The organism is Streptomyces sp. NPDC040589, from assembly GCF_055594445.1.
This window is the reverse complement of record NZ_JBVIWP010000002.1, coordinates 1-23,751: the sequence shown is the minus strand read 5'-3', so window position 1 is coordinate 23,751 and position 23,751 is coordinate 1. Positions and strand designations below refer to the sequence as shown.

The 23,751-nt window shown below is 70.7% G+C and carries 22 protein-coding genes and 1 pseudogene; 12 read left to right on the top strand and 11 right to left on the bottom strand.

What is annotated here, in order from left to right:
- Positions 1–42: 42 nt before the first annotated feature.
- From ACZ58V_RS07090 to ACZ58V_RS07070, 5 genes are all read left to right on the top strand, one after another.
- The gene (locus ACZ58V_RS07090) at positions 43–225 is read left to right on the top strand and encodes a hypothetical protein (protein WP_468186236.1); all 183 of its coding nucleotides are present in this window, start codon (positions 43–45) and stop codon (positions 223–225) included.
- Between the two features lie 104 nt (positions 226–329).
- A complete protein-coding gene (locus tag ACZ58V_RS07085) occupies positions 330–1,397 on the top strand; it encodes a glucose-1-phosphate thymidylyltransferase (protein ID WP_189721960.1) in 1,068 nt (355 codons plus the stop codon).
- Positions 1,394–2,374 (top strand): dTDP-glucose 4,6-dehydratase, encoded by a 981-nt coding sequence (gene rfbB, locus ACZ58V_RS07080; RefSeq protein ID WP_471288786.1) that lies wholly within the window; start codon positions 1,394–1,396, stop codon positions 2,372–2,374. The genes ACZ58V_RS07085 and rfbB overlap by 4 nt, the downstream gene beginning before the upstream one ends.
- Positions 2,371–3,249, top strand: a complete 879-nt coding sequence (gene rfbD / locus ACZ58V_RS07075; protein ID WP_468186017.1) for a dTDP-4-dehydrorhamnose reductase — start codon at positions 2,371–2,373, stop codon at positions 3,247–3,249. Before rfbB ends, rfbD begins: the two co-directional genes overlap by 4 nt.
- Entirely contained in the window at positions 3,246–4,049 is an 804-nt protein-coding gene (locus ACZ58V_RS07070; protein WP_215116788.1) for a class I SAM-dependent methyltransferase, read from the top strand. Before rfbD ends, ACZ58V_RS07070 begins: the two co-directional genes overlap by 4 nt.
- Positions 4,050–4,700: 651 nt before the next feature.
- On the opposite strand, the gene rfbC is transcribed toward ACZ58V_RS07070, so the two are convergent.
- Together rfbC and ACZ58V_RS07060 are read right to left on the bottom strand one after the other, a co-directional pair.
- Positions 4,701–5,309 carry a dTDP-4-dehydrorhamnose 3,5-epimerase gene (rfbC, locus tag ACZ58V_RS07065; RefSeq protein ID WP_468186020.1) on the bottom strand — a complete coding sequence of 203 codons (609 nt, stop codon included), beginning with the start codon at positions 5,307–5,309 and terminating at the stop codon, positions 4,701–4,703.
- 4 nt (positions 5,310–5,313) lie between these two features.
- Positions 5,314–7,257, bottom strand: a complete 1,944-nt coding sequence (locus tag ACZ58V_RS07060) for a glycosyltransferase family 2 protein (RefSeq protein WP_471288783.1) — start codon at positions 7,255–7,257, stop codon at positions 5,314–5,316.
- A gap of 209 nt (positions 7,258–7,466) precedes the next feature.
- Here ACZ58V_RS07060 and ACZ58V_RS07055 point away from each other — a divergent pair, with 209 nt between their 5' ends.
- From ACZ58V_RS07055 to ACZ58V_RS07045, 3 genes and pseudogenes are all read left to right on the top strand, one after another.
- Positions 7,467–7,970 carry a metallophosphoesterase family protein gene (locus ACZ58V_RS07055; protein WP_468186025.1) on the top strand — a complete coding sequence of 168 codons (504 nt, stop codon included), beginning with the start codon at positions 7,467–7,469 and terminating at the stop codon, positions 7,968–7,970.
- 33 nt (positions 7,971–8,003) lie between these two features.
- On the top strand, positions 8,004–8,819 hold the full coding sequence (locus ACZ58V_RS07050) for a methyltransferase domain-containing protein (RefSeq protein WP_471288782.1): 816 nt from the start codon (positions 8,004–8,006) through the stop codon (positions 8,817–8,819).
- 70 nt (positions 8,820–8,889) lie between these two features.
- Positions 8,890–9,093: pseudogene (locus ACZ58V_RS07045) on the top strand (TetR/AcrR family transcriptional regulator); the annotation flags it as partial.
- A gap of 477 nt (positions 9,094–9,570) precedes the next feature.
- Here the strand turns inward: ACZ58V_RS07045 and ACZ58V_RS07040 are convergent.
- From ACZ58V_RS07040 to ACZ58V_RS07020, 5 genes are all read right to left on the bottom strand, one after another.
- Positions 9,571–10,014 (bottom strand): carboxymuconolactone decarboxylase family protein, encoded by a 444-nt coding sequence (locus tag ACZ58V_RS07040; RefSeq protein WP_471289915.1) that lies wholly within the window; start codon positions 10,012–10,014, stop codon positions 9,571–9,573.
- Positions 10,015–10,263: 249 nt separating this feature from the next.
- The gene (locus ACZ58V_RS07035) at positions 10,264–11,316 is read right to left on the bottom strand and encodes an alcohol dehydrogenase catalytic domain-containing protein (RefSeq protein ID WP_468186033.1); all 1,053 of its coding nucleotides are present in this window, start codon (positions 11,314–11,316) and stop codon (positions 10,264–10,266) included.
- 26 nt (positions 11,317–11,342) lie between these two features.
- Positions 11,343–12,350 (bottom strand): NADP-dependent oxidoreductase, encoded by a 1,008-nt coding sequence (locus tag ACZ58V_RS07030; RefSeq protein WP_468186036.1) that lies wholly within the window; start codon positions 12,348–12,350, stop codon positions 11,343–11,345.
- A gap of 244 nt (positions 12,351–12,594) precedes the next feature.
- Complete coding sequence (locus ACZ58V_RS07025) at positions 12,595–12,927, bottom strand: putative quinol monooxygenase (protein ID WP_468186039.1); 333 nt, start codon at positions 12,925–12,927, stop codon at positions 12,595–12,597.
- Between the two features lie 85 nt (positions 12,928–13,012).
- Positions 13,013–14,119: an XdhC family protein gene (locus ACZ58V_RS07020; RefSeq protein ID WP_468186042.1), complete on the bottom strand. Its 1,107-nt coding sequence runs from the start codon at positions 14,117–14,119 to the stop codon at positions 13,013–13,015.
- A 182-nt stretch (positions 14,120–14,301) separates the two neighbouring features.
- Between ACZ58V_RS07020 and ACZ58V_RS07015 the strand changes: the two genes are divergently transcribed.
- A complete protein-coding gene (locus tag ACZ58V_RS07015; RefSeq protein WP_471288780.1) occupies positions 14,302–16,272 on the top strand; it encodes a GTP-binding protein in 1,971 nt (656 codons plus the stop codon).
- A gap of 82 nt (positions 16,273–16,354) precedes the next feature.
- On the top strand, positions 16,355–18,214 hold the full coding sequence (locus ACZ58V_RS07010) for a cellulase family glycosylhydrolase (RefSeq protein ID WP_471288779.1): 1,860 nt from the start codon (positions 16,355–16,357) through the stop codon (positions 18,212–18,214).
- Here the strand turns inward: ACZ58V_RS07010 and ACZ58V_RS07005 are convergent.
- Positions 18,211–19,464, bottom strand: coding sequence for a YncE family protein (locus ACZ58V_RS07005; RefSeq protein WP_471288778.1), 1,254 nt, complete (start codon positions 19,462–19,464; stop codon positions 18,211–18,213). The two genes, ACZ58V_RS07010 and ACZ58V_RS07005, sit on opposite strands and share 4 nt — an antisense overlap.
- Positions 19,465–19,592: 128 nt before the next feature.
- Here ACZ58V_RS07005 and ACZ58V_RS07000 point away from each other — a divergent pair, with 128 nt between their 5' ends.
- Positions 19,593–20,252, top strand: a complete 660-nt coding sequence (locus tag ACZ58V_RS07000; RefSeq protein WP_468186052.1) for a TetR/AcrR family transcriptional regulator — start codon at positions 19,593–19,595, stop codon at positions 20,250–20,252.
- 1 nt (position 20,253) lies between these two features.
- Here the strand turns inward: ACZ58V_RS07000 and ACZ58V_RS06995 are convergent, their stop codons facing one another.
- A complete protein-coding gene (locus ACZ58V_RS06995; protein ID WP_471289913.1) occupies positions 20,254–21,249 on the bottom strand; it encodes a GlxA family transcriptional regulator in 996 nt (331 codons plus the stop codon).
- 149 nt (positions 21,250–21,398) lie between these two features.
- Between ACZ58V_RS06995 and ACZ58V_RS06990 the strand changes: the two genes are divergently transcribed.
- Entirely contained in the window at positions 21,399–22,280 is an 882-nt protein-coding gene (locus tag ACZ58V_RS06990; RefSeq protein ID WP_471288776.1) for an NAD(P)-dependent oxidoreductase, read from the top strand.
- A gap of 5 nt (positions 22,281–22,285) precedes the next feature.
- Here the strand turns inward: ACZ58V_RS06990 and ACZ58V_RS06985 are convergent, their stop codons facing one another.
- Together ACZ58V_RS06985 and ACZ58V_RS06980 are read right to left on the bottom strand one after the other, a co-directional pair.
- Positions 22,286–22,627 carry a hypothetical protein gene (locus ACZ58V_RS06985; protein ID WP_468186058.1) on the bottom strand — a complete coding sequence of 114 codons (342 nt, stop codon included), beginning with the start codon at positions 22,625–22,627 and terminating at the stop codon, positions 22,286–22,288.
- A 5-nt stretch (positions 22,628–22,632) separates the two neighbouring features.
- Positions 22,633–23,751: cbb3-type cytochrome c oxidase subunit I (locus ACZ58V_RS06980; RefSeq protein ID WP_471288774.1), on the bottom strand; the 1,119-nt coding region annotated here is incomplete at its 5' end.

The window sequence follows — 23,751 nt, the reverse complement described above, 5'->3', positions numbered from 1 at the left end:
GTTACTCGAACTGCAGCGGATCCAGAAGGAAGATGATGAGTCGTGACGCCCATGGACCTGAGTGACAAGCCCACCGTCCGTCGGCCCGAGACCGGCTGGTCGAAGGCACGCCGCCTGCGCGGCAAGGCCGCGCTGCGGACCTGCCTCCCCGCCGTCGAGAACCGGGCCACTCCCGGAAACACACGCTCCGGGCCGGAGTGGAACATCGTCAGGGGCGAGGACTGACCGCTCCCCGGGGGACCGCGCGGTGACCATCCGAGTAACTCCGCGCATCGACAACCAAAAGAAGTGATGTTCACATCCGCCGGATCACGACTAAGGTGAACCGAATGAAGGCTCTCGTGCTGTCCGGCGGCGCAGGAACAAGACTGAGGCCGATCACACACACGTCGGCCAAACAACTGGTGCCAGTGGCCAACAAGGCCGTGCTCTTCTACGGGTTGGAGTCGATCGCCGAGGCCGGCATCACCGACGTGGGCATGATCGTCGGGGACACGGCCGCCGAGATCGAGGAAGCGGTGGGTGACGGGTCGAAGTTCGGCCTGAAGGTCACCTACATCCCCCAGGAGCGGCCCCTCGGGCTGGCCCACGCGGTGCTGATCGCCCAGGACTACCTCGGCGACGACGACTTCGTGATGTACCTCGGCGACAACTTCATCGTCGGCGGCATCACCGACCTCGTCGAGGAGTTCCGCGACAGCCGGCCCGACGCCCAGATCCTGCTCACGCGCGTGGCCGACCCACGCGCCTTCGGTGTCGCCGAACTCGACCCGTCCGGCCAGGTGATCGGCCTGGAGGAGAAACCCGACCAGCCCAAGAGCGATCTCGCCCTGGTCGGCGTCTATCTGTTCACGCCCGTGATCCACGAGGCCGTGCGCGCCATCGAACCGTCCTGGCGCGGCGAGCTGGAGATCACCCACGCCATCCAGCACCTGATCGACTCCCGCGCCGACGTGCGCAGCACGGTCATCAAGGGCTACTGGAAGGACACCGGCAACGTCGGCGACATGCTCGAGGTGAACCGCATGGTCCTCGAAGCCATGGAGCGCCGCATCGACGGCGCTGTGGACGACGCCTCGCAGACCATCGGACGGGTGGTCGTGGAAGAGGGCGCCCGGATCGTCAACTCCCGCATCGTCGGGCCCGCCGTCATCGGCAGGGGAACCCTCGTCAGCGACTCCTACGTCGGTCCCTTCACCTCGATCGCGGAGAACTGCCGGATCACCGACAGCGAACTGGAATTCTCGATCGTGCTGCGGGACTCCTCGATCCAGGGCGTCGGCCGGATCGAGTCCTCCCTGATCGGCCGGCATGTCGAGGTGACCCCGGCCCCCAGCGTCCCCAGCGCCCACCGACTCGTCCTCGGAGACCACAGCAAGGTGCAGATCACTTCATGAACCTCCTCGTCACCGGTGCCGCCGGGTTCATCGGCTCCCGCTACGTCCGTGCGCTGCTCGCCTCGGACGCGCCCGACGCGCCGCGCATCACCGTGCTGGACAAGCTCACCTACGCCGGCACCCTCGACAACCTCGAACTGACCCACCCCCGGCTGGAGTTCGTCCAAGGCGACATCTGCGACGCCGAACTCGTCGACAAGCTGATGGCCGGCGCCGACCAGGTCGTGCACTTCGCCGCCGAGTCGCATGTGGACCGCTCCATCACCGGCGCCGCCGACTTCGTCCGCACCAACGTGCTCGGCACCCAGACCCTGCTGGACGCCGCCCTGCGCTACGACGTGGGCTCGTTCGTGCACGTCTCCACCGACGAGGTCTACGGCTCCATCGAGTCCGGCTCATGGCCGGAGGACCACCCGCTGCAGCCGAACTCGCCGTACTCGGCCTCCAAGGCCTCCTCCGACCTGCTCGCCCTCGCCTACCACCGCACCCACGGCCTGGACGTGCGCGTCACCCGCTGCTCCAACAACTACGGCCCGCACCAGTTCCCCGAGAAGGTCATCCCGCTGTTCGTCACCAACCTCCTCGACGGCGGGACGGTGCCCCTGTACGGCGAGGGCCGCAACGTCCGTGACTGGCTGCACGTCGACGACCACTGCCAGGGCGTCGACCTCGTCCGCACCCAGGGCAGGCCCGGCGAGGTCTACAACATCGGCGGCGGCACCGAACTCACCAACAAGGAACTCACCGGCCTGCTCCTTCAGTCCTGCGGCGCGGACTGGGACCGGGTGGAGTACGTCGAGGACCGCAAGGGTCACGACCTGCGCTACTCCGTCGACTGGAGCAAGGCCCGCGACGAACTCGGCTACCGCCCACGCCACGACTTCACCACCGGCCTGGCCGAGACCGTCGCCTGGTACCGCGACAACCGTGCGTGGTGGGAGCCCCTGAAGCGGCGCGTCGCCCAGGAGCGCGCATGAGGTGGCTGATCACCGGAGCGGGCGGAATGCTCGGCCACGACGTCGTCGAGGAACTCACCCGGCGCGGCGAGGACGTGGTGGGCCTGGACCGCTCCGCCCTGGACATCACGCGCCCCGAGGCCGTCGACACGGCCGTGCGGGAGCACCGCCCCGACCTCGTCGTGAACTGCGCCGCGTACACGGCCGTCGACGACGCCGAGACCGACGAGGCCCGCGCCCTGGAGATCAACGGCGACGGACCGCGGTTGCTGGCCCGGGCCTGCGCCGCGCATGACGCCCGGCTGATCCACGTCTCCACCGACTACGTCTTCTCCGGCGACGCCCGCACGGCCCCCTACCCGGAGGACCATCCGACGGCCCCGCGCACCGCCTACGGCCGCACCAAGCTGGCCGGCGAGCGGGCCGTGCTGGAGGAACTGCCCGGGTCGAGCGCGGTCGTGCGCACGGCTTGGCTCTACGGGGTCCACGGCACTAACTTCGTGCGGACCATGATCGGTCTCGAAGCCCGCCGCGACACCCTCGACGTCGTCGACGACCAGCGCGGGCAGCCCACCTGGAGCGCGGACGTCGCCGAGCGGATCGCCGACCTCGGACCCCGGCTCGGCCCCGAAGCGCACGGCGTCTTCCACGCCACCGACGCCGGCGAGGCCACCTGGTACGAGCTGGCCCGCGAGGTGTTCTCCCTTCTCGGCGCCGACCCGGACCGGGTGCGCCCCACCAGCAGCGCGGCCTTCCCCCGGCCCGCGCCCCGCCCGGCGTACAGCGCCCTCGCACACGGCCGGTGGCAGGAGATCGGCCTGCCCCCGCCGCGCGAGTGGCGCTCCGCCCTGCACGAAGCACTGCCCCGCATCCGCAAGGAAGGTCCCACTTCGTGAAACGCCATGAGTTCCTCCGGGGACTGCACAAGGTCAGCGCCAATCGCAACTACCTGGAGATCGGCGTCAACGACGGGCGCAGCCTGCGCCTGTCCCGCGTCCCCAGCATCGCGATCGACCCCGCCTTCAAGGTGGTCTCGGAGCTGAAGTGCGATGTCCACCTGGTGAAGGCCACCAGTGACGACTTCTTCGCCCGTGACAACCCCCTCCAGCACCTCAAGGGCGGCCGTCACCCGCTGCGCAACCTGCGCCGCGGCCGCAGCCCGATCGGCTACTGGCGCCGCACCACGCTGGATCTGTCGTTCATCGACGGCATGCACATCTTCGAGTACGCCCTGCGTGACTTCATGAACGTCGAGAAGCACTCCGACTGGTCCAGCGTGATCGTCTTCGACGACATGCTGCCGCGCAGCGTGGACGAGGCGGCCCGGGACCGGCACACCAACGCCTGGACCGGTGACGTCTACAAGATCACCGAGGTTCTGGCGCGCTACCGCCCCGACCTGGTCACGATCCAGGTGGACACCGCCCCCACCGGCCAGCTCGTCGTCTTCGGCGCCGACCCGAACAACCGGGTCCTGCACGACAAGTACGACGAGATCATGGCCGAGTACAAGGTGCCCGACCCGCAGAAGGTCCCCGAGGCGATCCTCGAACGGGCCGGCGCGGTACGCCCCGAGACCCTCCTGGAGGCAGGCTTCTGGGGCCCCCTCACCCAGGCCCGCAACCGCGGCCTGCCGCGCCGCATCGGCTGGGAGCCCCTGCGCAAGTCCCTGGAGCAGGTGGGCGTCAGCCGCTGACGCCACGGCGCCGGCCGCCGCCCGGGGCGACCGGCGCCGTCACCTTTTCCTCGGGTCGGCGGGACCGGCCCGAGGCGCGGCCGACCCGTGCCTGCGACGTGTCGCGGTGACTGCCTCCCGGTGTGTCGGGGCATCAGCCTCGGGACCGCTGCGCGGTCGGCGGGGCCGGCATGGTGCGGGGCAGCGCTTGCTTCGCGCCTCGGGCACCGGTCGTGCGCCGCTGCTCGCCGAGCCGGCCCGGCGTGGTTCCCCGCGGACGCGGGGCGCCCCCCCCCTTGTCGTGTGTGTCATCACTCGCTGTGCGTCGCGGTCGGCCTCCGGGCGCGCCACGGGCACCTGTCCGGGGCCGTTGCGCCTCCTGTAGGCGTGGAACGTGCCTCGCCGCGTGGCGCGAGATCGCCTTCGGTCGGCCGCTTACGCGGCGGGCCGGGGCTGCCGCCCGGGCAGCGCTCGCGGCATGCGGCGGGTTCCGGCCTCGGCGCCGCCGCGCCCCTCAGCCCCCCCGGGCCGCAAGTCGGCCATCTCGACTGGCCTCCGGCTCAGGCGTCGCGGGCCCGGGCTCATAGCGCCCATCGCGTGCCGGACCTGAGCGGTGGGGTGCGCCGCGCCCAGATTCGCTGAGCCAGGCACACCCGCCGCGTCACCCGGGCGTCAGCCGTCTCCCCGGCCGGCCCGCAACTCCTCGTAGTACGCACGGCAGGTCTCGTACGACGGCAGCAGACCCTGGCGTTCCGCCTCGGCCAGGGTCGGGGCCTGTTCGTCCTTCGGGGAGAGGAGAGGGGTGATGCCCTCGGGCCAGGCGATGCCGAGGGCCGGATCGAGGGGGTGGATGCCGTGTTCACGCTCCGGGGCGTACCCGGTGGAGCAGAGATAGACCACCGTGGCCTCGTCGGTGAGTGCCATGAACGCGTGGCCCAGCCCCTCGGCGAGGAACACCGCGTGGCGGGTGTCGTCGTCGAGTCGTTCGGCCTCCCACTGGCCGTAGGTGGGGGAGCCCACCCGGATGTCGATCACCACGTCCAGGACGGCACCGCGCACACATGTGACGTACTTGGCCTGGCTGGGCGGCACGTCGGCGAAGTGCACACCACGCAGCACGCCGCGCCGGGAGACCGAGCAGTTGGCCTGGGCCAGGGCCAGATCGTGGCCCGTGGCCTCGCGGAACTCCTCGCCGCGATACCACTCGTGGAAGCTGCCCCGGTCGTCCGGAAAGATCTTGGGCTCCAGAATCCAGGCGCCCTCTATCCCCAGTGGTCGCATGCTGTCACTGCCCTCCGATCCTGATACGGGAAACCACCTTCCGACGCGCGGTACCGACCGCCCGCCGCGCCCGTCGCGCCAGCCGCAGCGCGACACCGGGCCCCGGCACCGGCACGACCAGCACCTGACCGTCGGCGGAGCGCAGCGCGAACGGCAACCCGGTGAAGCGGGGCCGGTCGGCGCCCGGGGTCAGACACAGAGCCACCCGCCAGGTGTCACGCGAGAGGTCCTTGGCGGGCATCGCCGCCTCCAGCACCGCCCCGCGCCCGTCCGGAGCGGGGGAGAGCGTGCCGGACGCGTCCAGGATCCGGCTCGAGGAGACGAACCTCAGCGGCACCTCGCTGTCACCCTCGACATGCAGCGGAAGCGGGGCACGGAAACGGTCCCCGGAGACGGTGACGTCCATCGGCTGCACGCTGCCCAGACCGAGCCGCTTGCCCCGCGCGCCGAGCTGCAGGGAGAGGTTGCCGTGCGGCTCCGTCCAGTACGGCAGAACCGGCCGGTCGCCGACGAGTCCCACGTCCGGCGTGGGCCGGGTCGCCCGCGGGGCCGGGCCCAGCCGGCACTCCTTGGTCCAGCCGCCCAGCTTGACCCGTACGACCGCGTCCCAGACGCCGCCACCGGGCAGGCCGGCCGGGTCGACGGTGGCGGTCGCCCGCAGCACCAGCCGGACCTCTTCGCCGTCCCCGACGGGCACGGTCTCGCGCGTGAACGTCACCGGCTGGAAGAACTGCGCGGCGCTGGAACGCTCCCGCAGCAGCAGATCGGCCGTGGCCTGCCCGAAGCGGGCGGCCGTCTCCGAGGCCACCCACTCCACCGCCTCGGTCACATCCTTGGGCGTGTCGTTCAGCGGGGCCGCCTCGGCGTCGGCGGGGAAGGTCATCGGCTCGCCGCCGGACGTGTACTCGGCCGTGAAGCCGATGCTGAGGGAGCCGTCCCGCCACTCCACGTGCGCGGGGGCCGCCTTGGGCGCGATGCCGGCCTCCCATTCCGCGAAGGACACGACGTCGTCGTACCGGTCGGCCGTGGTCAGCGCGGCGACGACCTGCTGCGTCGGCTGCAGCCCTTCCGCGACACCGGGACCGAACCGTTCGACGACGACCTCGTGGATCTCCCCGAACAGCTCCTTGCGGTAGTCGTCCGGCAGGTTCAGCAAGCGCCGGGCCCGCAGCCGCTCGACCATCTCCACGCGCAGCCAGCGGCGGAAGAGCTTGTCACGCACCGGGCCGGGCTCGGTGTACCGCTCGACGACGTCGAGGGCCTCGCGGAGGTTCTTGAAGTATCCGGCGGGGTCGAAGCGTTCGAAGCCGGCGTTGGAGCTGTCGTCCCGCCGGATGTGGTAGTAGCAGACGTAGTCGCTGACCACGGAGACGTTCTCCGCGCGCAGATACGCCTCGGCGATGAAGACGTGGTCCTCCAGGCGCCGTCTGCCCTCGGGGAAGCGCAGGCCGGTGCGGTCGAGGAAGGCACGGCGGATCATCTTGTGCGGGGTGAGGCTGTCGATGAGCGGGGCGTTCTCGACGGTGGCGCGCGGGTGGTTGCGGCGGAAGAGCTCCACCGGCACGCCGCGGCCCTTGCCGGCCATCTTGCCCACGACGACGTCGGCACCGTTGGCCACGCCGTAGTCGTACATCCGCTCCAGGGCCTCGTCGCCCAGGTAGTCGTCGTTGTCGACGAACATGACGAACTCGCCGCTGGAGGCGGCGATGCCGACGTTGCGCGGCTTGCCCGACCAGCCGGAGTTCTCCTGGTGGATGACCTTCATCCGGGAGTCCTCGGCGGCGAGCACGTCGAGCCGGGCCGGGGTGGCGTCGGTGGAGCCGTCGTCGACGAAGATCACCTCGTACTCTTCGGGAGGCAGGGACTGCCTCTGCAGCGAGGTGATGCAGTCCTCGATGTAGATCCCCGGGTTGTAGACGGGGATGATGACGCTGACCTTGACCGGCATCGGGTTTCCGGGCCCCTTCGGGTCGCTTGCCGTAGACGTCCTGTCTTACTGCGTGTTGCCCGATGCTAACCCGGTAGGCAACGCTGCCTCACCTTTCGAGACCTGGCCGTGATCATCTCGGTCGACACGGCAACTGAGCTGCGCTGTCTGTCTGTTCGCGGTCAAGTCGGTTCCGGGGCGGAGCGGGCCGCTGCCTCTAGGCTGAGGGCGTGCGTCTGCTCCTCATGTCCGACACCCACCTGCCGAAACGGGCCAGGGAACTGCCCGCGCCGCTGCTGGCCGAACTTCCGCACGCCGACGTCGTGTTCCACGCCGGGGACTGGGTCGACACGGCCACCCTCGACCTGCTGGAGAGCCGCTGCCGCAGGCTCGTCGCCGTGTACGGCAACAACGACGGACCGGACCTGCGGGCCCGGCTGCCGGAGGTGGCGTACGCGGAACTGGGCGGGCTGCGCTTCGGGGCGATCCACGAGACGGGACCCGCCCAGGGCCGGGAGAAGCGCTGCGCCGCCCGCTTCCCCGACCTCGACGTGCTGGTCTTCGGGCACAGCCACATCCCCTGGGACACCACGGCCGCCACCGGCCTGCGCCTGCTCAACCCGGGTTCCCCGACGGACCGCCGCCGCCGGCCCCACTGCACCTACATGACCGCCACGGCCGCGGACGGCCGGCTCACCGAGGTGGAACTGCACCGGCTGCCGCCACGGGCCTGACGGTTGTGGAAGCCACCGTGACATGATCGGCGCATGGGGCAGGACAAGGGGTATCTCCTGGACAACCGGCAGGTCGAGGCCGGTACCCGCCTCGACGCGCTGGCGGCCCTCTTCGACGCCTCGACGTTCCGGCACTTCGAGACCGTCGGGATCGACGAGGGATGGCGATGCTGGGAGGTCGGGGCCGGCGGGCCGAGCGTCGCCGCGTGGCTCCGTGAACGCGTCGGGCCGCGCGGACGCGTGCTCGCCACCGACATCGACGTCTCCTGGGCGCAGACCGCCGCCACCGGGGGAGTGGAGGTACTCCGCCACGACGTGGGCCGCGACGAGCCCCCGGCCGGGCCCTTCGACCTGGTCCACGCCCGTCTCGTCCTGGTCCATGTGGCCGAGCGCGATGCCGCGCTGCGCACCATGGTCCAGGCGTTGCGCCCCGGCGGCCGGCTGCTGATCGAGGACGCCGACCCCGCCCTGCAACCGCTGATCTGCCCCGACGAGCACGGTCCCGAGCAGGAGCTCGCCAACCGGCTCCGCCACGGCTTCCGCCGGCTGCTGCGGCAGCGTGGTGGCGACCTCTCCTACGGACGCAGGCTGCCGCGCCTGCTGCGCGAGGCCGGCCTCGCCGACGTCGAGGCCGACGCGTACTTCCCGATCGCCTCGCCCGCGTGCGACATCCTCGAGACGGCCACCGTCCAGCAGGTACGCGACAAACTCGTCGCCGAGGGCCTCGCCACGGACGAGGAGATCGAGCGCCACCTGGCCAACATCGCGGCCGGGCGCCTCGACCTCGCCACGTCACCGATGATCTCGGCGTGGGGCCGCCGGCCGGTAGGCGACGACTCGCGGCCCTGATTCAGTGGGCGCCTCGTGCGGGGAACGGCGTCGGCGTGTCCGGGGGCGTGCCCGGCATACTGCCCGTCCGATGAGCGAACCAACCGAGGTGGCCGCACGCCCCTCGATCCAGCGTGACGAGCAGCGAGAGGCTTCCCGCCGCGGGCTCTTGAAGGCGGCGGTGGAGATCCTCGCGGAGGAGGGCTACCGCGGTCCGACGGTGAAGAAGGTCGGCGGCCGTGCCGGAGTCAGCCGAGGCATGGTCAACTACCACTTCACCTCCAAAGCGGGGCTCGTGGAGGCCGTGGTCGCCGATATCCGCGAGACGTTCATCGACATGCTCCGGGCCCGGCCCGGATACCCGCGGATGAGCGGGCTCGAGGCCGTACTGGCCAAGCTCGACCAGTTCTTCGCCCGTCCGGCCGAGCCCAAGCCCGAGCCGGGGCTACGGGCGCGCGCGTTGCCGGTGCTCCTCGTCGAGGCGGGCGGCAGCGCCGACGGGATCAAGGGCGTGTCGGCCGAGCATCTCAGCCTCGTGCGGACCGGCGTCGAGGAGGACATCCGGCGGGGGATCGCGGACGGAAGCATCCGCCCGGACCTGGACGCGGTCGCACAGTCGGTCCTGGTGGAGAGCATCGCTCGCGGTGTGCTCCTGCAGTATCAACCGGACTCCGCTCGCACCCGCCTGGCGGACATCGCGCGGGCCGCCCACGAGACGCTGGTGCTCGCACTCACGTCGACGCGGGGCGACGACGGATCTCCCGGCCGCGCGTCATACGGCACTGAGCCCGCCCGCGGTTCCTTTCCCTTCCGCGAAGCCAGTGCGGTCGAAACCGGGGTCCAGTTCCACACCGGTGGCGTTCAGGAAGAAGGCCACCATGTGGTACTGCCCCACCAGTATGGCGATCTCGATCAGTTCGGCGTCGCCGAAGTGATCGGCCAGAGCCTCCCAGGTCGCGTCGGACATCGTCGCCTCGCGGTTCAGCTCGTCCGCCGCCCGGATCAGGTGCCTCCGGAGGTCCGTCCAGCCGGGTGCTTCCGGCCCCTCGGTGATGCGGTCGATGTCCGCGTCCGTGACACCCGCGGCCCTGGCCAGGGGAACGTGCCGTCCCCACTCGTACCGTGCGCCGGTGTTCCACGCGGTACGCAGGATGAGTAACTCGCGCAGCTCTTCCGGCAGTCGGCCGCTGAGGAGCAACTGGCCGCCGAAGGGCATGAACTGCTCGTAGAGATCGGGATGGCGCACGAGCGTGGTGAAGATGTTCGGGATCCGGTCCCCAGGGTCGTGGGGTGCGATGGCCAGCAGTTCCCGGGTCCGTGCGTCCCACTGTTCTTCGGGGAGCGGCAGCAGTCGCGGACGGGGCTGCCGGGCGGCTTCGTCGCGCTGTGACATGGCGACCTCCAGTGTCCGAGGGGCTCACCCTAGGAGGCTGACTGAAGGCTTAACAAGTGAAGGCCGGAAGGCTCACTGGGTCGGGTCCAGAAGGATCTTGCGGACGCCGTCGGATCGGCCGGCGAACAGTTCGTACGCCGCAGGGCCTTCGGAGAGGGCGAAGCGGTGGGAGACCACGACCTCGGGCTGGATCCGGCCGGCCCGGGTGAGGGCGATCAGGGGAGGGAGCTCGTAGTGCACCGAGCACAGCCCGATGGCGAACTCCAGTTCCTTGATCTGCGCGAGTCCCATGTGGAAGGGGAACGCCTTGCTCTGGCTGACCCCGATGACGCTGACCCGGCCGGCCTGCCGGACGGCCTTGAGGGCGAGCTCGATGGTGGCGTCGGAGCCCACGGCCTCCACCACGGCGTCCGGCCCGCGGCCGGCGGTCAGGTCCCGGACGGCCGACCGCGCGTCGTCACCCTCGATCGGCTCGACGCCCAGGCCGGCGGCGAAGTCGCGGCGCTCCGCGACCAGGTCCGCGCCCAGCACCCGCGCCGCGCCCATCGCGAAGGCGGACTGGGCGGCCATGAGGCCGACCGGGCCGAGGCCGATGACCAGGACGGTCTCGCCGGGCTGGATGCGGGCCCGGCGGCAGCCGTACCAGGCGGTGGGGGCGTTGTCCGTGAGGACGACGGCGGCCTCGTCGGAGATGTCCTCGGGCACGTGCACCAGATTCACGTCGGCGTAGGGCACGGCCAGGACCTGGGCCTGGCTGCCCTGGAGCTGCGGGCTCACTCCGTAGCAGAGCTCCGTGCTCGACTTGGCGCGCTCGCACCGGGCGGTGAACCCGGCCGCGCACGACCGGCAGTGCGCACAGCCGGCGGAGGCGGGCACCAGAACCCGGTCGCCGGGCTTGAACCGGGTGACCTGGCCGCCGGTGTCGACCACCACGCCGACGCACTCGTGTCCCGGTGTGTAGCCCAGTTCCGGGCTGAACGCGTTGCCGCCGTAGATGTGCAGGTCGCTGCCGCAGATGCCGGCCGCGGTCACTCGCACCACCGCGTCGGTGGGGCTGGTGACGGCCGGGTCGGGGACATCCCCGTAGCGGATGTCGTGACGGCCTTGGTAGGTCAGTGCCTTCATCGGATTTCTCCCTCCCTTCGGCCCGGTCAGTCCGCGATCTTCAGCACCAGCTTGCCGTGGTTGTCACCACGGAACAGCCGCATCAGGGTTTCGGGGAACTCCGCGACCGAGCCGGACACCACGTGCTCCAGGGACTTCAGCCGGCCTTCCGCCCGCCACGTGGCCATCTCCGCGATGCCCTCGGCGTACCGTTCGGCGTAGTCGAACACCACGATGCCCGTCATGGAGGCGCGGTTCACCAGCAGCGACAGGTAGTTGGCGGGGCCCTGCGGCTTGGTGCTGTTGTACTGGGAGATGGCGCCGCAGACGACGACGCGGGCGCCGCGCGCCAGCCGCAGCAGCACGGCGTCCAGAACGTCTCCGCCGACGTTGTCGAAGTACACGTCGACGCCGTCGGGGGCGTGCTCGCGCAGCGCCTTGCGGACGTCCTCGTTCTGGTAGTCGATCGCGGCGTCGAACCCGAACTCGTCCACCACCAGCCGGCACTTGGCCTCGCCGCCGGCGATACCGATGACCCGGCAGCCCAGGATCTTGGCGATCTGCCCGACGACGCTGCCGACGGCCCCGGCCGCTCCGGAGACCACGACGGTCTGCCCGGGCTCGGGACGCCCGACCTCGATCAGGCCGAAGTAGGCCGTCAGGCCCGACATGCCGAGCGTGCCGAGATACGTCGGCAAGGGGGCCGCCGCCGGGTCGACCTTGGTCACGTCGCGTCCGTCCGACACGCAGTACTCCTGCACGCCGAACGAGCCCGACACATGGTCGCCGACCGCGAATCCGGAGTGCCGGGAGGCGATCACCCTTCCCACCGCGCCGGCGCGCATCACCTCGCCGATCTCCACCGGGCGGATGTAGGACCGGCCCGCGTTCATCCAGCCGCGCATCGCCGGGTCGATCGACAGACAGAGCACCTGCACCAGGAACTCCCCGTCGCCGGGCTGCCCGGCCGGCTCCTCGACGTGCTCCCAGTCGGTGGGGCGAGGCTCTCCCACGGGGCGTGCGGCCAGGCGTATCTGGCGGTTCATCGTGCTCATCTCCGGCGGCTCCTTCGACGGTCGCGTTGGCTTGGCGGCCGGCACGGCCGGCGACTTTCCTCGACGGCATACCGTCCAGTCGGTACGGCGGTGAGCGTACGGGTGCCCTGCCGCCCGAGGCAAGAGGGGGCCCGCTGCGACCTACGGCTCATGCGCGCGGGCGGTACCCCGCCCCGCGGACGGAGCGGGCAGCCGTGGCGGTCATGCCCGTGAGCGCGCTGATCGTCGGCGCTTGGGCAGGGAGCTACTCCTGTCCCGGGACCGCCATCTCCCCGAGGAGTGACCAGTCGTCCTGCGGGATGTCGGCGTTCACGATGCGCGGCGTCTCGGCCAGATGCGGAGGCAGCGTCTGCTGCGCGGCCTTGAAGTGCGCGGACTGCACATGGGCGGCCCCGGCCTCGTCGTCGCGGAACGCCTCGACCAGGACGTACTCCGTCGGGTCCTCCACGCTGCGCGACCAGTCGAACCACAGGCAGCCGGGCTCGGCGCGCGTCGCCCGGGTGAAGTCGGCGGTGATCTGGGGCCAGCGGTCGGCGTGCTCGGGACGGACCCGGAACTTTGCGGTGATGAAGATCATGGGATTCCCTTCGCTGATGTCCTGACGGCGACACGATCGTACGAACCCGGCTCGGCAGCGACCTGACCGGGCGCGGCAACGGTGATCAGGAGAAGCGGTGCGGGTGCACCGCCCCCTCCGTCGCGGTCAGCGGCGCGCCGCTGCCGCCCCAGCGCAGTGCGACGATCTCGGCGGCGACGGAAACCGCCACCTCCTCGGGGGTACGGGCCCCGAGATCGAGGCCGACCGGTGAGCGCAGCCGGGACAGCTCGTGTTCCGTGAGGCCGGCCTCGGCCAGCCGTTGCGCCCGGTCGGCGTGGGTGCGGCGGCTGCCCATCGCCCCGATGTACGCGGCCGGCCGGCGCAGGGCCTCCTGGAGCAGCGGCACGTCGAACTTGGGGTCGTGGGTGAGGACGCAGATCACCGTGCGCGCGTCGGTGTCCGTGTTGCGCAGATAGCGGTGCGGCCATTGGGCGACCACCTCGACGCCCGCGGGGAAGCGCCGGGGCGTGGCGAAGACGGGGCGGGCGTCGCAGACGGTGACCCGGTAGCCGAGGAAGTCCCCGATGCGGGCCACGGCCGCGGCGTAGTCGATCGCGCCGAAGACCAGCATCCGTGGCGGCGGGGCGAAGGACTCCAGGAACACACTGACGGAGTCCTCACGGCGCTGCCCCCGCGGCCCGTAGTGCCGTAGTCCCGTCGCGCCCAGGGCGAGCTCGCCGCGGGCGTCGGCGGTGACGGCCGCGTCCAGGCCGCTCGCGCCGAGCGTGCCCGAGACCCGGTCCGGCCAGACGGCGAGCGTCGCCCCGCGCGGCGCCGGGCCGTCGGTCACCGTGGCGAGGGTGACCGGCTCGCCCGTGGCGACCGAGCCGGCGACCGCGCCGAAGACGGGGTCCCGCTCGGGCGTCACGGGACGCACCAGCAGCGTGATCTCGCCGCCGCAGGTCAGGCCGACGGCGAAGGCGTCCTCGTCGCTGTAGCCGAAGGTCTCCAGACGCGCCTCGCCGCTCGTCACGACGTCCCGCGCCAGCTCGAACACCGCACCCTCGACACAGCCCCCGGACACACTCCCCACGACCTCCTCGCCCGGGCCCACCGCCATCGCCGCACCCGGGTCGCGCGGCGCGCTGCGGCTGACCTCGACGACCGTCGCGAGGCCGAACGGGAGCCGGGCCGCGTACCAGCGGCCCAGCGCCGGAAGGATGTCACGCACGTTCCGCTCCTTCTCCTGCGGAGATCCATCGGAAGGCCCTTAATTCCGTTGTGCCCCCTCGGGCCCTTCTGCTGCACTGCACGGGACAGCGACGTCACCGAGTCCCGAGGAGCAGCAGATGCGCACTGCGTTCATGTCCCCCCAGTCAGGAACGGACCTCTCTCCGAAGGACATGACGCTTCGTGCACGTGCTCAACCTTGGAATCCTCGCCCATGTCGACGCCGGTAAGACCAGCCTGACCGAGCGGTTGCTCCATTCGGCCGGGGTGATCGACGAGATCGGCAGCGTCGACGACGGGAACACCCGTACCGACACCCTCGCGCTGGAGCGACAGCGCGGCATCACCATCAAGTCCGCCGTCGTCTCCTTCCCCCTCGACGGTGTGACGGTCAACCTGATCGACACCCCCGGCCACCCGGACTTCATCGCCGAGGTGGAGCGGGTGCTCGGCGTGCTGGACGGCGTCGTGCTCGTCGTCTCCGCCGTCGAAGGAGTGCAGGCGCAGACACGGGTGCTGATGCGGACGCTCCAGCGGCTGCGCATCCCGACCCTGCTCTTCGTCAACAAGATCGACCGGCGCGGCGCACGGTACGAGGAGGTGCTGCGGGCGATCTCGGCCCGGCTGACACCCGCGATCGTGCCGATGGGAACCGCCACCGGCCTCGGCACGCGCCGGGCTCGCTTCACGCCCGGTCCCGTCCCGGCCGCGCTCGACGTCCTCGCCGGCCACGACGACACGCTGCTGTCCGCGTACGTCGAGGACACCGTCACGGACGCCCTCCTGCACACCTCCCTCGTCGCCCGGACCCGGGAGGCCCTGGTCCACCCCGTCTTCTTCGGCTCCGCCGCCACGGGCGCCGGTGTGGACGCGCTCCTGGCGGGCATCGAGGAACTGCTGCCCCCGGCCGACGGGGACGCGGACGGGCCGCTCTCCGGGACCGTGTTCAAGGTCGAGCGGGGCCCGGCGGGGGAGAAGGCCGCCTACGCCCGGCTGTTCTCCGGCACCCTGCGCACCCGCGACCGGATCCCGTTCGGAACGGACGGCGCCGAAGGCCGGATCACCGCGATCAGCGTCTTCGGGCAGGGGACGGACACCCGAGGGGACGCCGTCGTCGCCGGACAGATCGCCCGGCTCTGGGGTCTCGGCGACATCAGGATCGGCGACGCGATCGGCGAACCCCGCAAGGCGTACGAGCACTTCTTCGCCCCGCCCACCCTGGAGACCGTCGTCGTCCCGGGCCCGGACGTGAACAGCGGCGCACTGCACCTCGCGCTCACCCAACTCGCCGAACAGGACCCGCTGATCGGCCTGCGCCACGACGAACGGCGGCAGGAGACCTCCGTGTCCCTGTACGGCGAGGTGCAGAAGGAGGTCATCCAGGCCACCCTCGCCGAGGAGTACGGGCTCGGCGTCACCTTCCGCGAGACCACACCCCTGTGCGTCGAGCGGCTCGTCGGCACGGGGCAGGCCGTGGAGTTCAACAAGAAGGACGCCAACCCGTTCCTCGCGACGGTCGGCCTGCGCGTCGATCCCGCACCGGTCGGCTCCGGCGTCTGCTTCCGGCTGGAGGTGGAGCTCGGCTCCATGCCGTACGCCTTCTTCAAGGCCGTCGAGGACACCGTGCGCGAGACCCTCGACCAGGGCCCGCACGGCTGGCGGATCCCCGACTGCACCGTCACCATGACGCACAGCGGCTACTCACCCCGCCAGAGCCACGCCCACCAGGGCTTCGACAAGAGCATGTCGAGCACCGGCGCCGACTTCCGCGGTCTGACCCCGCTGGTGCTCCTCGAAGCGCTGCGGCGGGCCGGGACCCGCGTCCACGAGCCGATGCACCGCTTCCGTGTCGAGGCCCCGGCGGACACCCTCGGCGCGCTGCTGCCGGTGCTGGCCGCGCTCACCGCCGTACCGCGGACGACCGAGACCCGGGGCGCCGGATGCGTCCTGGCGGGCACGGTGCCCGCGGCGCGGGTGCACGAACTGGAACAGCGGCTGCCCGGGCTCACCCGTGGCGAGGGCGAGTTGGAGAGCGTCTTCGACCACTACGCGCCCGTCACGCACGGCACGGTTCCGAGGCGCCCGCGCACCGACCACAACCCGCTGAACAGGAAGGAGTACTTGTTGAATGTGACACGAAGGATGGCCGGATGACGTGTGCGAGCCGGCCCAGAGGGAACTTACTCCAGAGTCAGGGGTGTTGACGGTGTCCTGAAATGGCCGGACTGTAGTGTACATGCCAACTATTCAGGCACGTCTCCTGGTTGTCCTGGCTGTCCTCTTCGGCTCCGTGACGGTGGCGGGCGTCCCGCCCGCCACCGCCGCGCCCCCTCCCGGCTCCCTCTGGTTCGACGACCCGACCGTCACCGTGCGGAACGGCCGCTTCACCGACGCCTCCGGCCGCGAGATCGTGCTCCGCGGTTACAACGTCTCCGGCGAGACCAAGCTGGCGGAGAACGGCGGCCTGCCCTTCGCCTCGGTCGCCGACGCGAAGAAGTCGGCGACCGCCCTGCGTGCCCTCGGCGGCGGCAACACCGTCCGCTTCCTGCTCTCCTGGGCGTACGCCGAGCCCGAGCGCGGCAAGGTGGACACGGCCTACCTCGCCGCCGCCACCGACCAGATGCGGGCCTTCCTCGACGCCGGCATCCGCGTCTACCCCGACTTCCACCAGGACCTCTACTCCCGGCACCTGTTCGACGCCGACAGCTGGTACACCGGCGACGGCGCACCCAAGTGGGCGGTGGACGCCGGGAACTACCCCGACGAGTCCTGCGGGATCTGCCTCTTCTGGGGGCAGAACATCACCCAGAACGAGGCCGTGAAGCGAGCCTCGTACGACTTCTGGCACAACGCTCACGGCGTGCAGGACGCCTTCCTCGCCACCGCCGAGAAGACCATGGCGTACGTCCGGCAGCACCTGGACGCCGACCGGTTCAAGGGCGTCGTCGGCTTCGACCCCTACAACGAGCCGCACGCCGGCGTCCACGACTCCGGGCAGACCAGCCGGGCCTGGGAGAAGGACGTGCTGTGGCCGTTCTACGAGAAGTTCCGGGCCCGCATGGACACGGCCGGCTGGCGGGACAAGCCCGCCCTCGTGGAGCCGAACCTCTTCTGGAACGCCAACCTCGACTTCCAGAAGCAGGAGGGCGGCCTGCTGGACGCCGGCACCCTCGGACCGCGCTACGTGTTCAACACCCACTTCTACGACCAGAAGGCCATCTCTGGCGTCTTCATGTGGGGCAAGGCGGCCGACGGCCAGTACGCGAACGACTTCCGTACCGTCCGCGACCGGGCGGCCTCCGCGCAGACCGCCGCCGTGGTCAGCGAGTTCGGGCACCCGCTGGCCGGCAACGTCTCCGACAAGGCGCCGACCGTCCTCAAGGCCATGTACCAGGCCCTCGACTCCCGCCTGAAAGGCGCCGACTGGTGGTCCGACCCGGCCACCTCGGGACCCGTGCTCTCCGGCTCGCAGTGGCAGTGGGACATCTACAACGGCCGGCACCGCGAGCTGATGAACGGCAACCCCGACAAGGTGCTCACCACCGGTGACGCCTGGAACGACGAGGACCTGTCCGCCGTACGCCTCGACGACTCGGGCAAGCCCGTGCTGCGCCAGGACGCCCGGCTCCTGGACCGCCTCTACCCGACTGCCACGGCCGGCAGAACCGTCGGCTTCACCTACGAGGACCGCTCCCGGGACGGCTCGACGACGCTGACCTGGAACCCGGTGCCGAGCTCGCTGCCGAACGTACAACGGCTCGTGGGATCGGGGCAGTACGGGCTGCTGCTGTGGCGCTCGGACGGCGGCTCGGCGCCCACCGAACTGCACCTGCCGGCGAGCTTCCCGACCTCGTCCACCACGGTCGTCTCCGACCTGGGCACGGCCCATGCCCCGCCGGCGTACACCTCGACGACCCCGGTCGGCGTGGCGCAGGAGCCCGGCGGCACGGGAAGCCGCCGCCTGCTGCTCACCGCGCCGGACTCGGGCGTCCTGCACTACGCGCTGGTGACCAACGGGGCGACGGCCCCCTCGGCGGACCTGCTGAAGGCGGCCCGCTCCGAGCTGGCGACATGGGCCGCGAAGGAGGTCGACTAGCCGGCCGGGCTCGTCCAGCCGGCCTCCACATGGCCGAGCCGGACGCGCTGCGGGTGGTCTCCGACCGGCACGGACACGACCTTCTTCCCGGTGGCGAAGTCGATGGCCGTGACCTGGTCGGAGCCGCTCTCGGAGACCACACAACTTCTGCCGTCACCGCTGACCGTGGCCCAGTAGGGCTTGGCGGCGGTGACGAGCGGGCCCTCCTGGAGGGTGGCGCGGTCGACGACCGTGGCGTAGTCGTCCATGGTGCCCGCGACGCAGAGCTTGCGGCCGTCCGGGCTCATCGAGAGGCCGTGGTGGCGGGAGTCGTTGACGAACGTGGTGCGGTCGTCGCTGGTCGCCGGGTTCTTCGGCAGGGTCTTCGTGCGGGTGATCTTGTCGGTGGCCAGGTCGTACTCGAAGAAGCCGTTGAAGAACGACACCTGGAAGTACAGCTTCGACTCGTCCGGCGAGAACACGGCCGGCCGGACCGCGTCCGAGTGGTCCTTGAGACCGATCGCGTCCAGGCGCTGGCGCATGTCGATGACCTTGACCTGCTGGTACGTGGTCGCGTCGATGACGGTGATGCGCCGGTCGCCCTTCGTCCAGTCCAGCCACGGGGCGTCGGTCTGCGTGTTCACCTCGCCGATCGACATGTTGTAGATGTACTTGCCGTCCTTGGTGAAGATGTTCTCGTGCGGCTTGTCCCCGGTGGCCGCCTTGCCGAGCTGCTTGCCGGTCTCGATGTCCAGCACGTGCACGGAGTTGCCGGTCGACGCCGACACCGCGACCCGCTTGCCGTCGGGGGAGACCGCCATGTGGTCGGCGCGGAAACCGGACACCGGGAAGCGCCAGTTGATCCGCCCGGAGGCGAGGTCGATCGAGACGACGTCGGCGAAGCTCGGCCGGGAGACCACCACCGACTTCCCGTCCGGCGTGGAGTACATGTCGTCGACGAACTGGTCGTGGCCCTCGCCGACGCTGTTGCGGATCGTCATGAAGGCGATCCACCGGATCGGATCGGCGTTGATCTCCGCCATCCGCTCGTCCTTGTCGGGGACGACGTCGATCCGGCCGATCTTCGCGAAGTCGCCGGTGGACCTGATGACATCGGCGGTGCCTTCCCAGTTGTTGCCCACGAACAGCACCTCGCGCAGCGCGGCGGAGGCGGCCGGGGCGTCCGCATGGGCAGCGGTCGCGGGGACGGTGAAGGTCAGGGCGAGGGCGGCGGCTACGGAGCACAGGTGCCGTCGTCGGAAAGCAGGCATGACTGCTCCTTGGAATCTGAACACACGTGGTTTCAGAATGAACTTACTGAAAAGTAAGGAAGGGGCGGCCTTCTCCACAAGAGCGCGTGCACGACAAAATCGGTGTTCGAACCACGAAGGGAGAGCCGGTGCCGGGCAGACTCAGAGCGCCGACCGGCCGCTACGGCGGCAAGACAGCCGAGGAGCGGCAGGCCGAGCGGCGCCGGCGGTTCCTCGACGCCGCGCTCCGGCTGTTCGGCGACACCCCCGGCTTCCGCTCCACCACGGTCGCGGCGCTCAGCGAGGCGGCCGGACTGTCCACGCGCCAGTTCTACGAGGAGTTCCGCACCCTGGAGGACGTGCTCGCCGCGCTGCATCTCCAGGTCAACGGCTGGGCCGAGGCGGCGGTCCTGGAGGCCGCGGCGGCATCCGCCGAACTGCCGCTCGTCGAGCGCGCCACGGCGATCTTCCGCGCCTACGCCGGGAACCTCGCGGCCGATCCGCGCCGTATCCGCATCACGTTCGTCGAGATCATCGGCGTCAGCCCGCGCATGGAGGAGCAGCGGCTCGCCCGCCGGGCCGGCTGGGTCGGCCTCATCTGCGCCGAGGCCGAAGCGGCCGCCGCACGCGGGGAGGCCGCACCCCGCGACTACCGCCTCGCGGCGACGGGCTTCATCGGCAGCGTCAACGGGCTGTTGCACGACTGGAGCGCCGGGTGGGTGGACGCGACGCTGGACGAGGTGGTCGAGGAACTGGTCCGGCAGCTGCTGGGGATCCTGCGCCCGCCGGGCTGGACTCCCCGGACGTGAGTCAGACCCGTGTCCGGCCGCGTCCGCCGGTGGGCGTCCCCGGGAAGGCCCGCCGGTAGTCGCCCGGCGACACCCCGAGGTGCTTGAGGAAGTGGTGACGGAGGTTGTTGGCCGTGCCGAGGCCGCTCAGTTCCCCGACCTTCTCGATCGGCAGGTCCGTCGACTCCAGCAGTGACCGGGCGCGCCCGAGCCGCTGGTCGAGGAGCCACTGGAGAGGTGTCGTCCCGGTCGCAGCCTGGAGGCGCCGGTAGAAGGTACGCGGACTCATCGAGGCCCGCCGCGCCAGATCGGCGACCGTCAGCGGCCGGTCGAGGTTCGCCCTCGCCCACTCCAGGACGGGAGCCAGCCCCTCGTCGTCGCTGGGCGGCACCGACAGCTCGATGAACTGCGCCTGCCCGCCCGGCCGGTGAGCGGGCACCACCATGCGGCGCGCCAGCTGGTTGGCGACGTGCGCGCCCAGGTCGCGCCGCACCAGATGGAGACACAGGTCGAGGCCGGCGGTGAGCCCGGCGCTGGTGAGGACATCGCCGTCGTCCACGTACAGCACCGACTCGTCGACCCGCACCTTGGGGTACCGCTCGGCCAGCCGGTCGGTGTGCATCCAGTGGGCGGTGGCGCGGCGTCCGTCGAGCAGCCCCGCCTCGGCGAGCGCGAAGGCTCCGGTGCACAGGGACACCATGCGGGCACCCGCGTCATGGGCGCGCCGCAGGGCCGCGACCAAACCCTCCGGCAGTGGCCTGCCCTCGTCGACGCACGGGTCGGGCACCGAGGGCACGATGACCGTGTCCGCGTCCGCCAGGTCGTCGAGTCCGTAGCGGGTCCGCAGTGTCAGCCCGTGCCCCTCCGCACCCTCCCGCGCCCCCGCACCCGTCCCGCAGAGCCGCAGGTCGTACCAGGGATCGGCCAGATCCGGCTGCGGCTTGCCGAACACCGTGCAGGGGATGCTCAGTTCGTACAGATCCCACGACGGGACCCCGATCTCCTCGGTCACGACCACGGCGACGGAACCAGCACCCATGCCCCGAAGCGTATGGCAGGAATTTGGTGGACGCCGTCACTACTGTCACTGTTCCCGATCTTCGCGCCCTGCGAGCGTTGCCGTACGTGATCACGCATCACCTACGTACGCTTCACGAGGAGTTGGGCATGAACGCAGAACAGCAGGCCGTCACCGTTCTCGGACTGGGCTCGATGGGCTCGGCCCTGGCCGCCGCGCTGCTGGACCGGGGCCACCCGACCACGGTCTGGAACCGGTCCCCGGACAAGGCCAGGCCCCTGGTCGAGCGTGGCGCCCGCCTGGCCGCCACGCCCCAGGAGGCGATCGACGCCTCCTCGCTGATCATCGCCTGCGTGCTGGACTACGAGGCGCTGTACACGGTCCTCGACCCGGCCGCCGTCGACCTCGCGGGCAGAACCCTGGTCAACCTCACCTCCGGCTCTCCCGAGCAGGCCCACCAGGCCGTCGAGTGGGCCCGGTCCCACGGGGCCGACTACCTCGACGGCGCCATCATGACCACCCCGCCCGGCGTCGGCGACCCCGCCATGATGTTCCTGTACAGCGGCTCCCGGCAGGTCTTCGAAACTCACCGCCCCACCCTGACGGCCCTCGGCGACCCCCTGTACCTGGGCACCGACCCCGGCCTCGCCTCCCTCTACGACGCCGCGCTGCTCGGCTTGATGTGGTCCACCATGACCGGCTGGCTGCACGGCACGGCGCTGGTCGGCGCCGAGGGGACGCCCGCCGGCGACTTCACCCCCGTCGCGATCCGCTGGCTGACCGCTGTAGCGGGCTTCCTCACCACGTACGCCCCGCAGGTGGACGAGGGCCGCTACCCGGGCGACGACGCCACCGTCGACGTGCAGATCGCGGCCATCGACCACCTCATCCACGCGGCGGCGGCCCGGGGCATCGACAACGCGCTGCCCGAGCTGCTGAAAACCGCCATGGAGAAGGCCGCCGCGGCGGGTCACGGACAGGACAGCTACGCCAGCCTGATCGAGGTCCTGCGACCCGCGACGCGGGACTGAGCGGACTAGCCCGACACCAGGACCACGAGGTTCACGGCCACCACCAGCGTGACTCCCAGCAGCAGTGCGGCCAGCAGCCGGGCGCGGAGCCCGCGGTACGCCGCCTCGTACTCGCCCCGCAGTTCCTCCCCGCGGTGGACCGTCCGCTGCCACGAGGCACGGGTGAGGGCGAGGTGCTCCGCGGCGAACAGCCGTTCCACCTCCTGCCGTTGAGCATCGGGCAGCCAGTCGAGCCCGGCGGCGAAGCGCTCGGCGGCCGTGCGGGCCTCCTCGCGCGCCGCGGCGGCGAGGAGATGGCCCTCGACCTCGTGATGGAAGACCCGCATGTCCACAGGGAGACCCTTCATCGCGGTCATCGGAGCGTCAGCTCCCGCTCCGCCGCCGCGACGTCCGCATGATGCAGGTCGAACGCCGGGGACTCGCTGCGGATCCGGGGGAGGGCGACGAAGTTGTGGCGGGGCGGCGGGCAGGAGGTGGCCCACTCCAGGGAGCGGCCGTAGCCCCACGGGTCGTCGGCCGTCACCTTCTCGCCGTACTTCGCCGTCTTCCAGACGTTGTGGAAGAACGGCAGCATCGACATGCCGAGCAGGAACGAGGAGATGCTCGACACCGTGTTGAGCGTCGTCAGGCCCTCCACCGCCAGGTAGTCGGGGATCCGCCGCTGCATGCCCTCCGCGCCGAGCCAGTGCTGGACCAGGAACGTGCCGTGGAAGCCGATGAACAGCGTCCAGAAGGTGATCTTGCCGAGGCGCTCGTCCAGCATCTTGCCGGTGAACTTCGGCCACCAGAAGTGGAAGCCGGAGAACATCGCGAACACGACCGTCCCGAAGATGACGTAGTGGAAGTGGGCCACCACGAAGTACGAGTCGGAGACATGGAAGTCGATCGGCGGCGAGGCCAGCAGCACACCCGTGAGCCCGCCGAACACGAACGTGATCAGGAAGCCCATCGCCCAGAGCATCGGTGTCTCGAACGACAGGCTGCCGCGCCACATGGTGCCGACCCAGTTGAAGAACTTCACACCGGTCGGGACCGCGATGAGGAAGGTCATGAAGGAGAAGAACGGCAGCAGCACACCGCCGGTGACGTACATGTGGTGCGCCCACACCGTCACGGACAGACCCGCGATCGCGATCGTCGCGCTGATCAGACCCGTGTAACCGAACATCGGCTTACGGGAGAAGACCGGAATGACCTCGGAGATGATGCCGAAGAACGGCAGCGCGATGATGTACACCTCCGGATGGCCGAAGAACCAGAACAGGTGCTGCCACAGCAACGCCCCGCCGTTGGCGGAGTCGAATATCTGCGCCCCGAACTTGCGGTCCGCCTCCAGCGCGAACAGGGCCGCGGCCAGGACCGGGAAGGCGAGGAGCACCAGCACACCGGTCAGCAGCACGTTCCACACGAAGATCGGCATGCGGAACATCGTCATGCCCGGGGCGCGCATGCAGATGATCGTGGTGATGAA

Excerpts from the sequence above, each read along its gene's own strand:
- rfbB (WP_471288786.1), top strand. The coding sequence starts at position 1,394 with ATGAACCTCCTCGTCACCGGTGCCGCCGGGTTCATCGGCTCCCGCTAC.
- ACZ58V_RS07060 (WP_471288783.1), bottom strand. The coding sequence starts at position 7,257 with ATGCCGGTCAAGGTCAGCGTCATCATCCCCGTCTACAACCCGGGGATC.
- ACZ58V_RS06990 (WP_471288776.1), top strand. The coding sequence starts at position 21,399 with ATGAACGCAGAACAGCAGGCCGTCACCGTTCTCGGACTGGGCTCGATG.
- ACZ58V_RS07050 (WP_471288782.1), top strand. The coding sequence starts at position 8,004 with ATGGGGCAGGACAAGGGGTATCTCCTGGACAACCGGCAGGTCGAGGCC.
- rfbD (WP_468186017.1), top strand. The coding sequence starts at position 2,371 with ATGAGGTGGCTGATCACCGGAGCGGGCGGAATGCTCGGCCACGACGTC.
- ACZ58V_RS07010 (WP_471288779.1), top strand. The coding sequence starts at position 16,355 with ATGCCAACTATTCAGGCACGTCTCCTGGTTGTCCTGGCTGTCCTCTTC.
- ACZ58V_RS07005 (WP_471288778.1), bottom strand. The coding sequence starts at position 19,464 with ATGCCTGCTTTCCGACGACGGCACCTGTGCTCCGTAGCCGCCGCCCTC.
- ACZ58V_RS06985 (WP_468186058.1), bottom strand. The coding sequence starts at position 22,627 with ATGAAGGGTCTCCCTGTGGACATGCGGGTCTTCCATCACGAGGTCGAG.
- rfbC (WP_468186020.1), bottom strand. The coding sequence starts at position 5,309 with ATGCGACCACTGGGGATAGAGGGCGCCTGGATTCTGGAGCCCAAGATC.
- ACZ58V_RS07035 (WP_468186033.1), bottom strand. The coding sequence starts at position 11,316 with ATGAAGGCACTGACCTACCAAGGCCGTCACGACATCCGCTACGGGGAT.
- ACZ58V_RS07025 (WP_468186039.1), bottom strand. The coding sequence starts at position 12,927 with ATGATCTTCATCACCGCAAAGTTCCGGGTCCGTCCCGAGCACGCCGAC.
- ACZ58V_RS07030 (WP_468186036.1), bottom strand. The coding sequence starts at position 12,350 with ATGAGCACGATGAACCGCCAGATACGCCTGGCCGCACGCCCCGTGGGA.
- ACZ58V_RS07085 (WP_189721960.1), top strand. The coding sequence starts at position 330 with ATGAAGGCTCTCGTGCTGTCCGGCGGCGCAGGAACAAGACTGAGGCCG.
- ACZ58V_RS07040 (WP_471289915.1), bottom strand. The coding sequence starts at position 10,014 with ATGCCCTTCGGCGGCCAGTTGCTCCTCAGCGGCCGACTGCCGGAAGAG.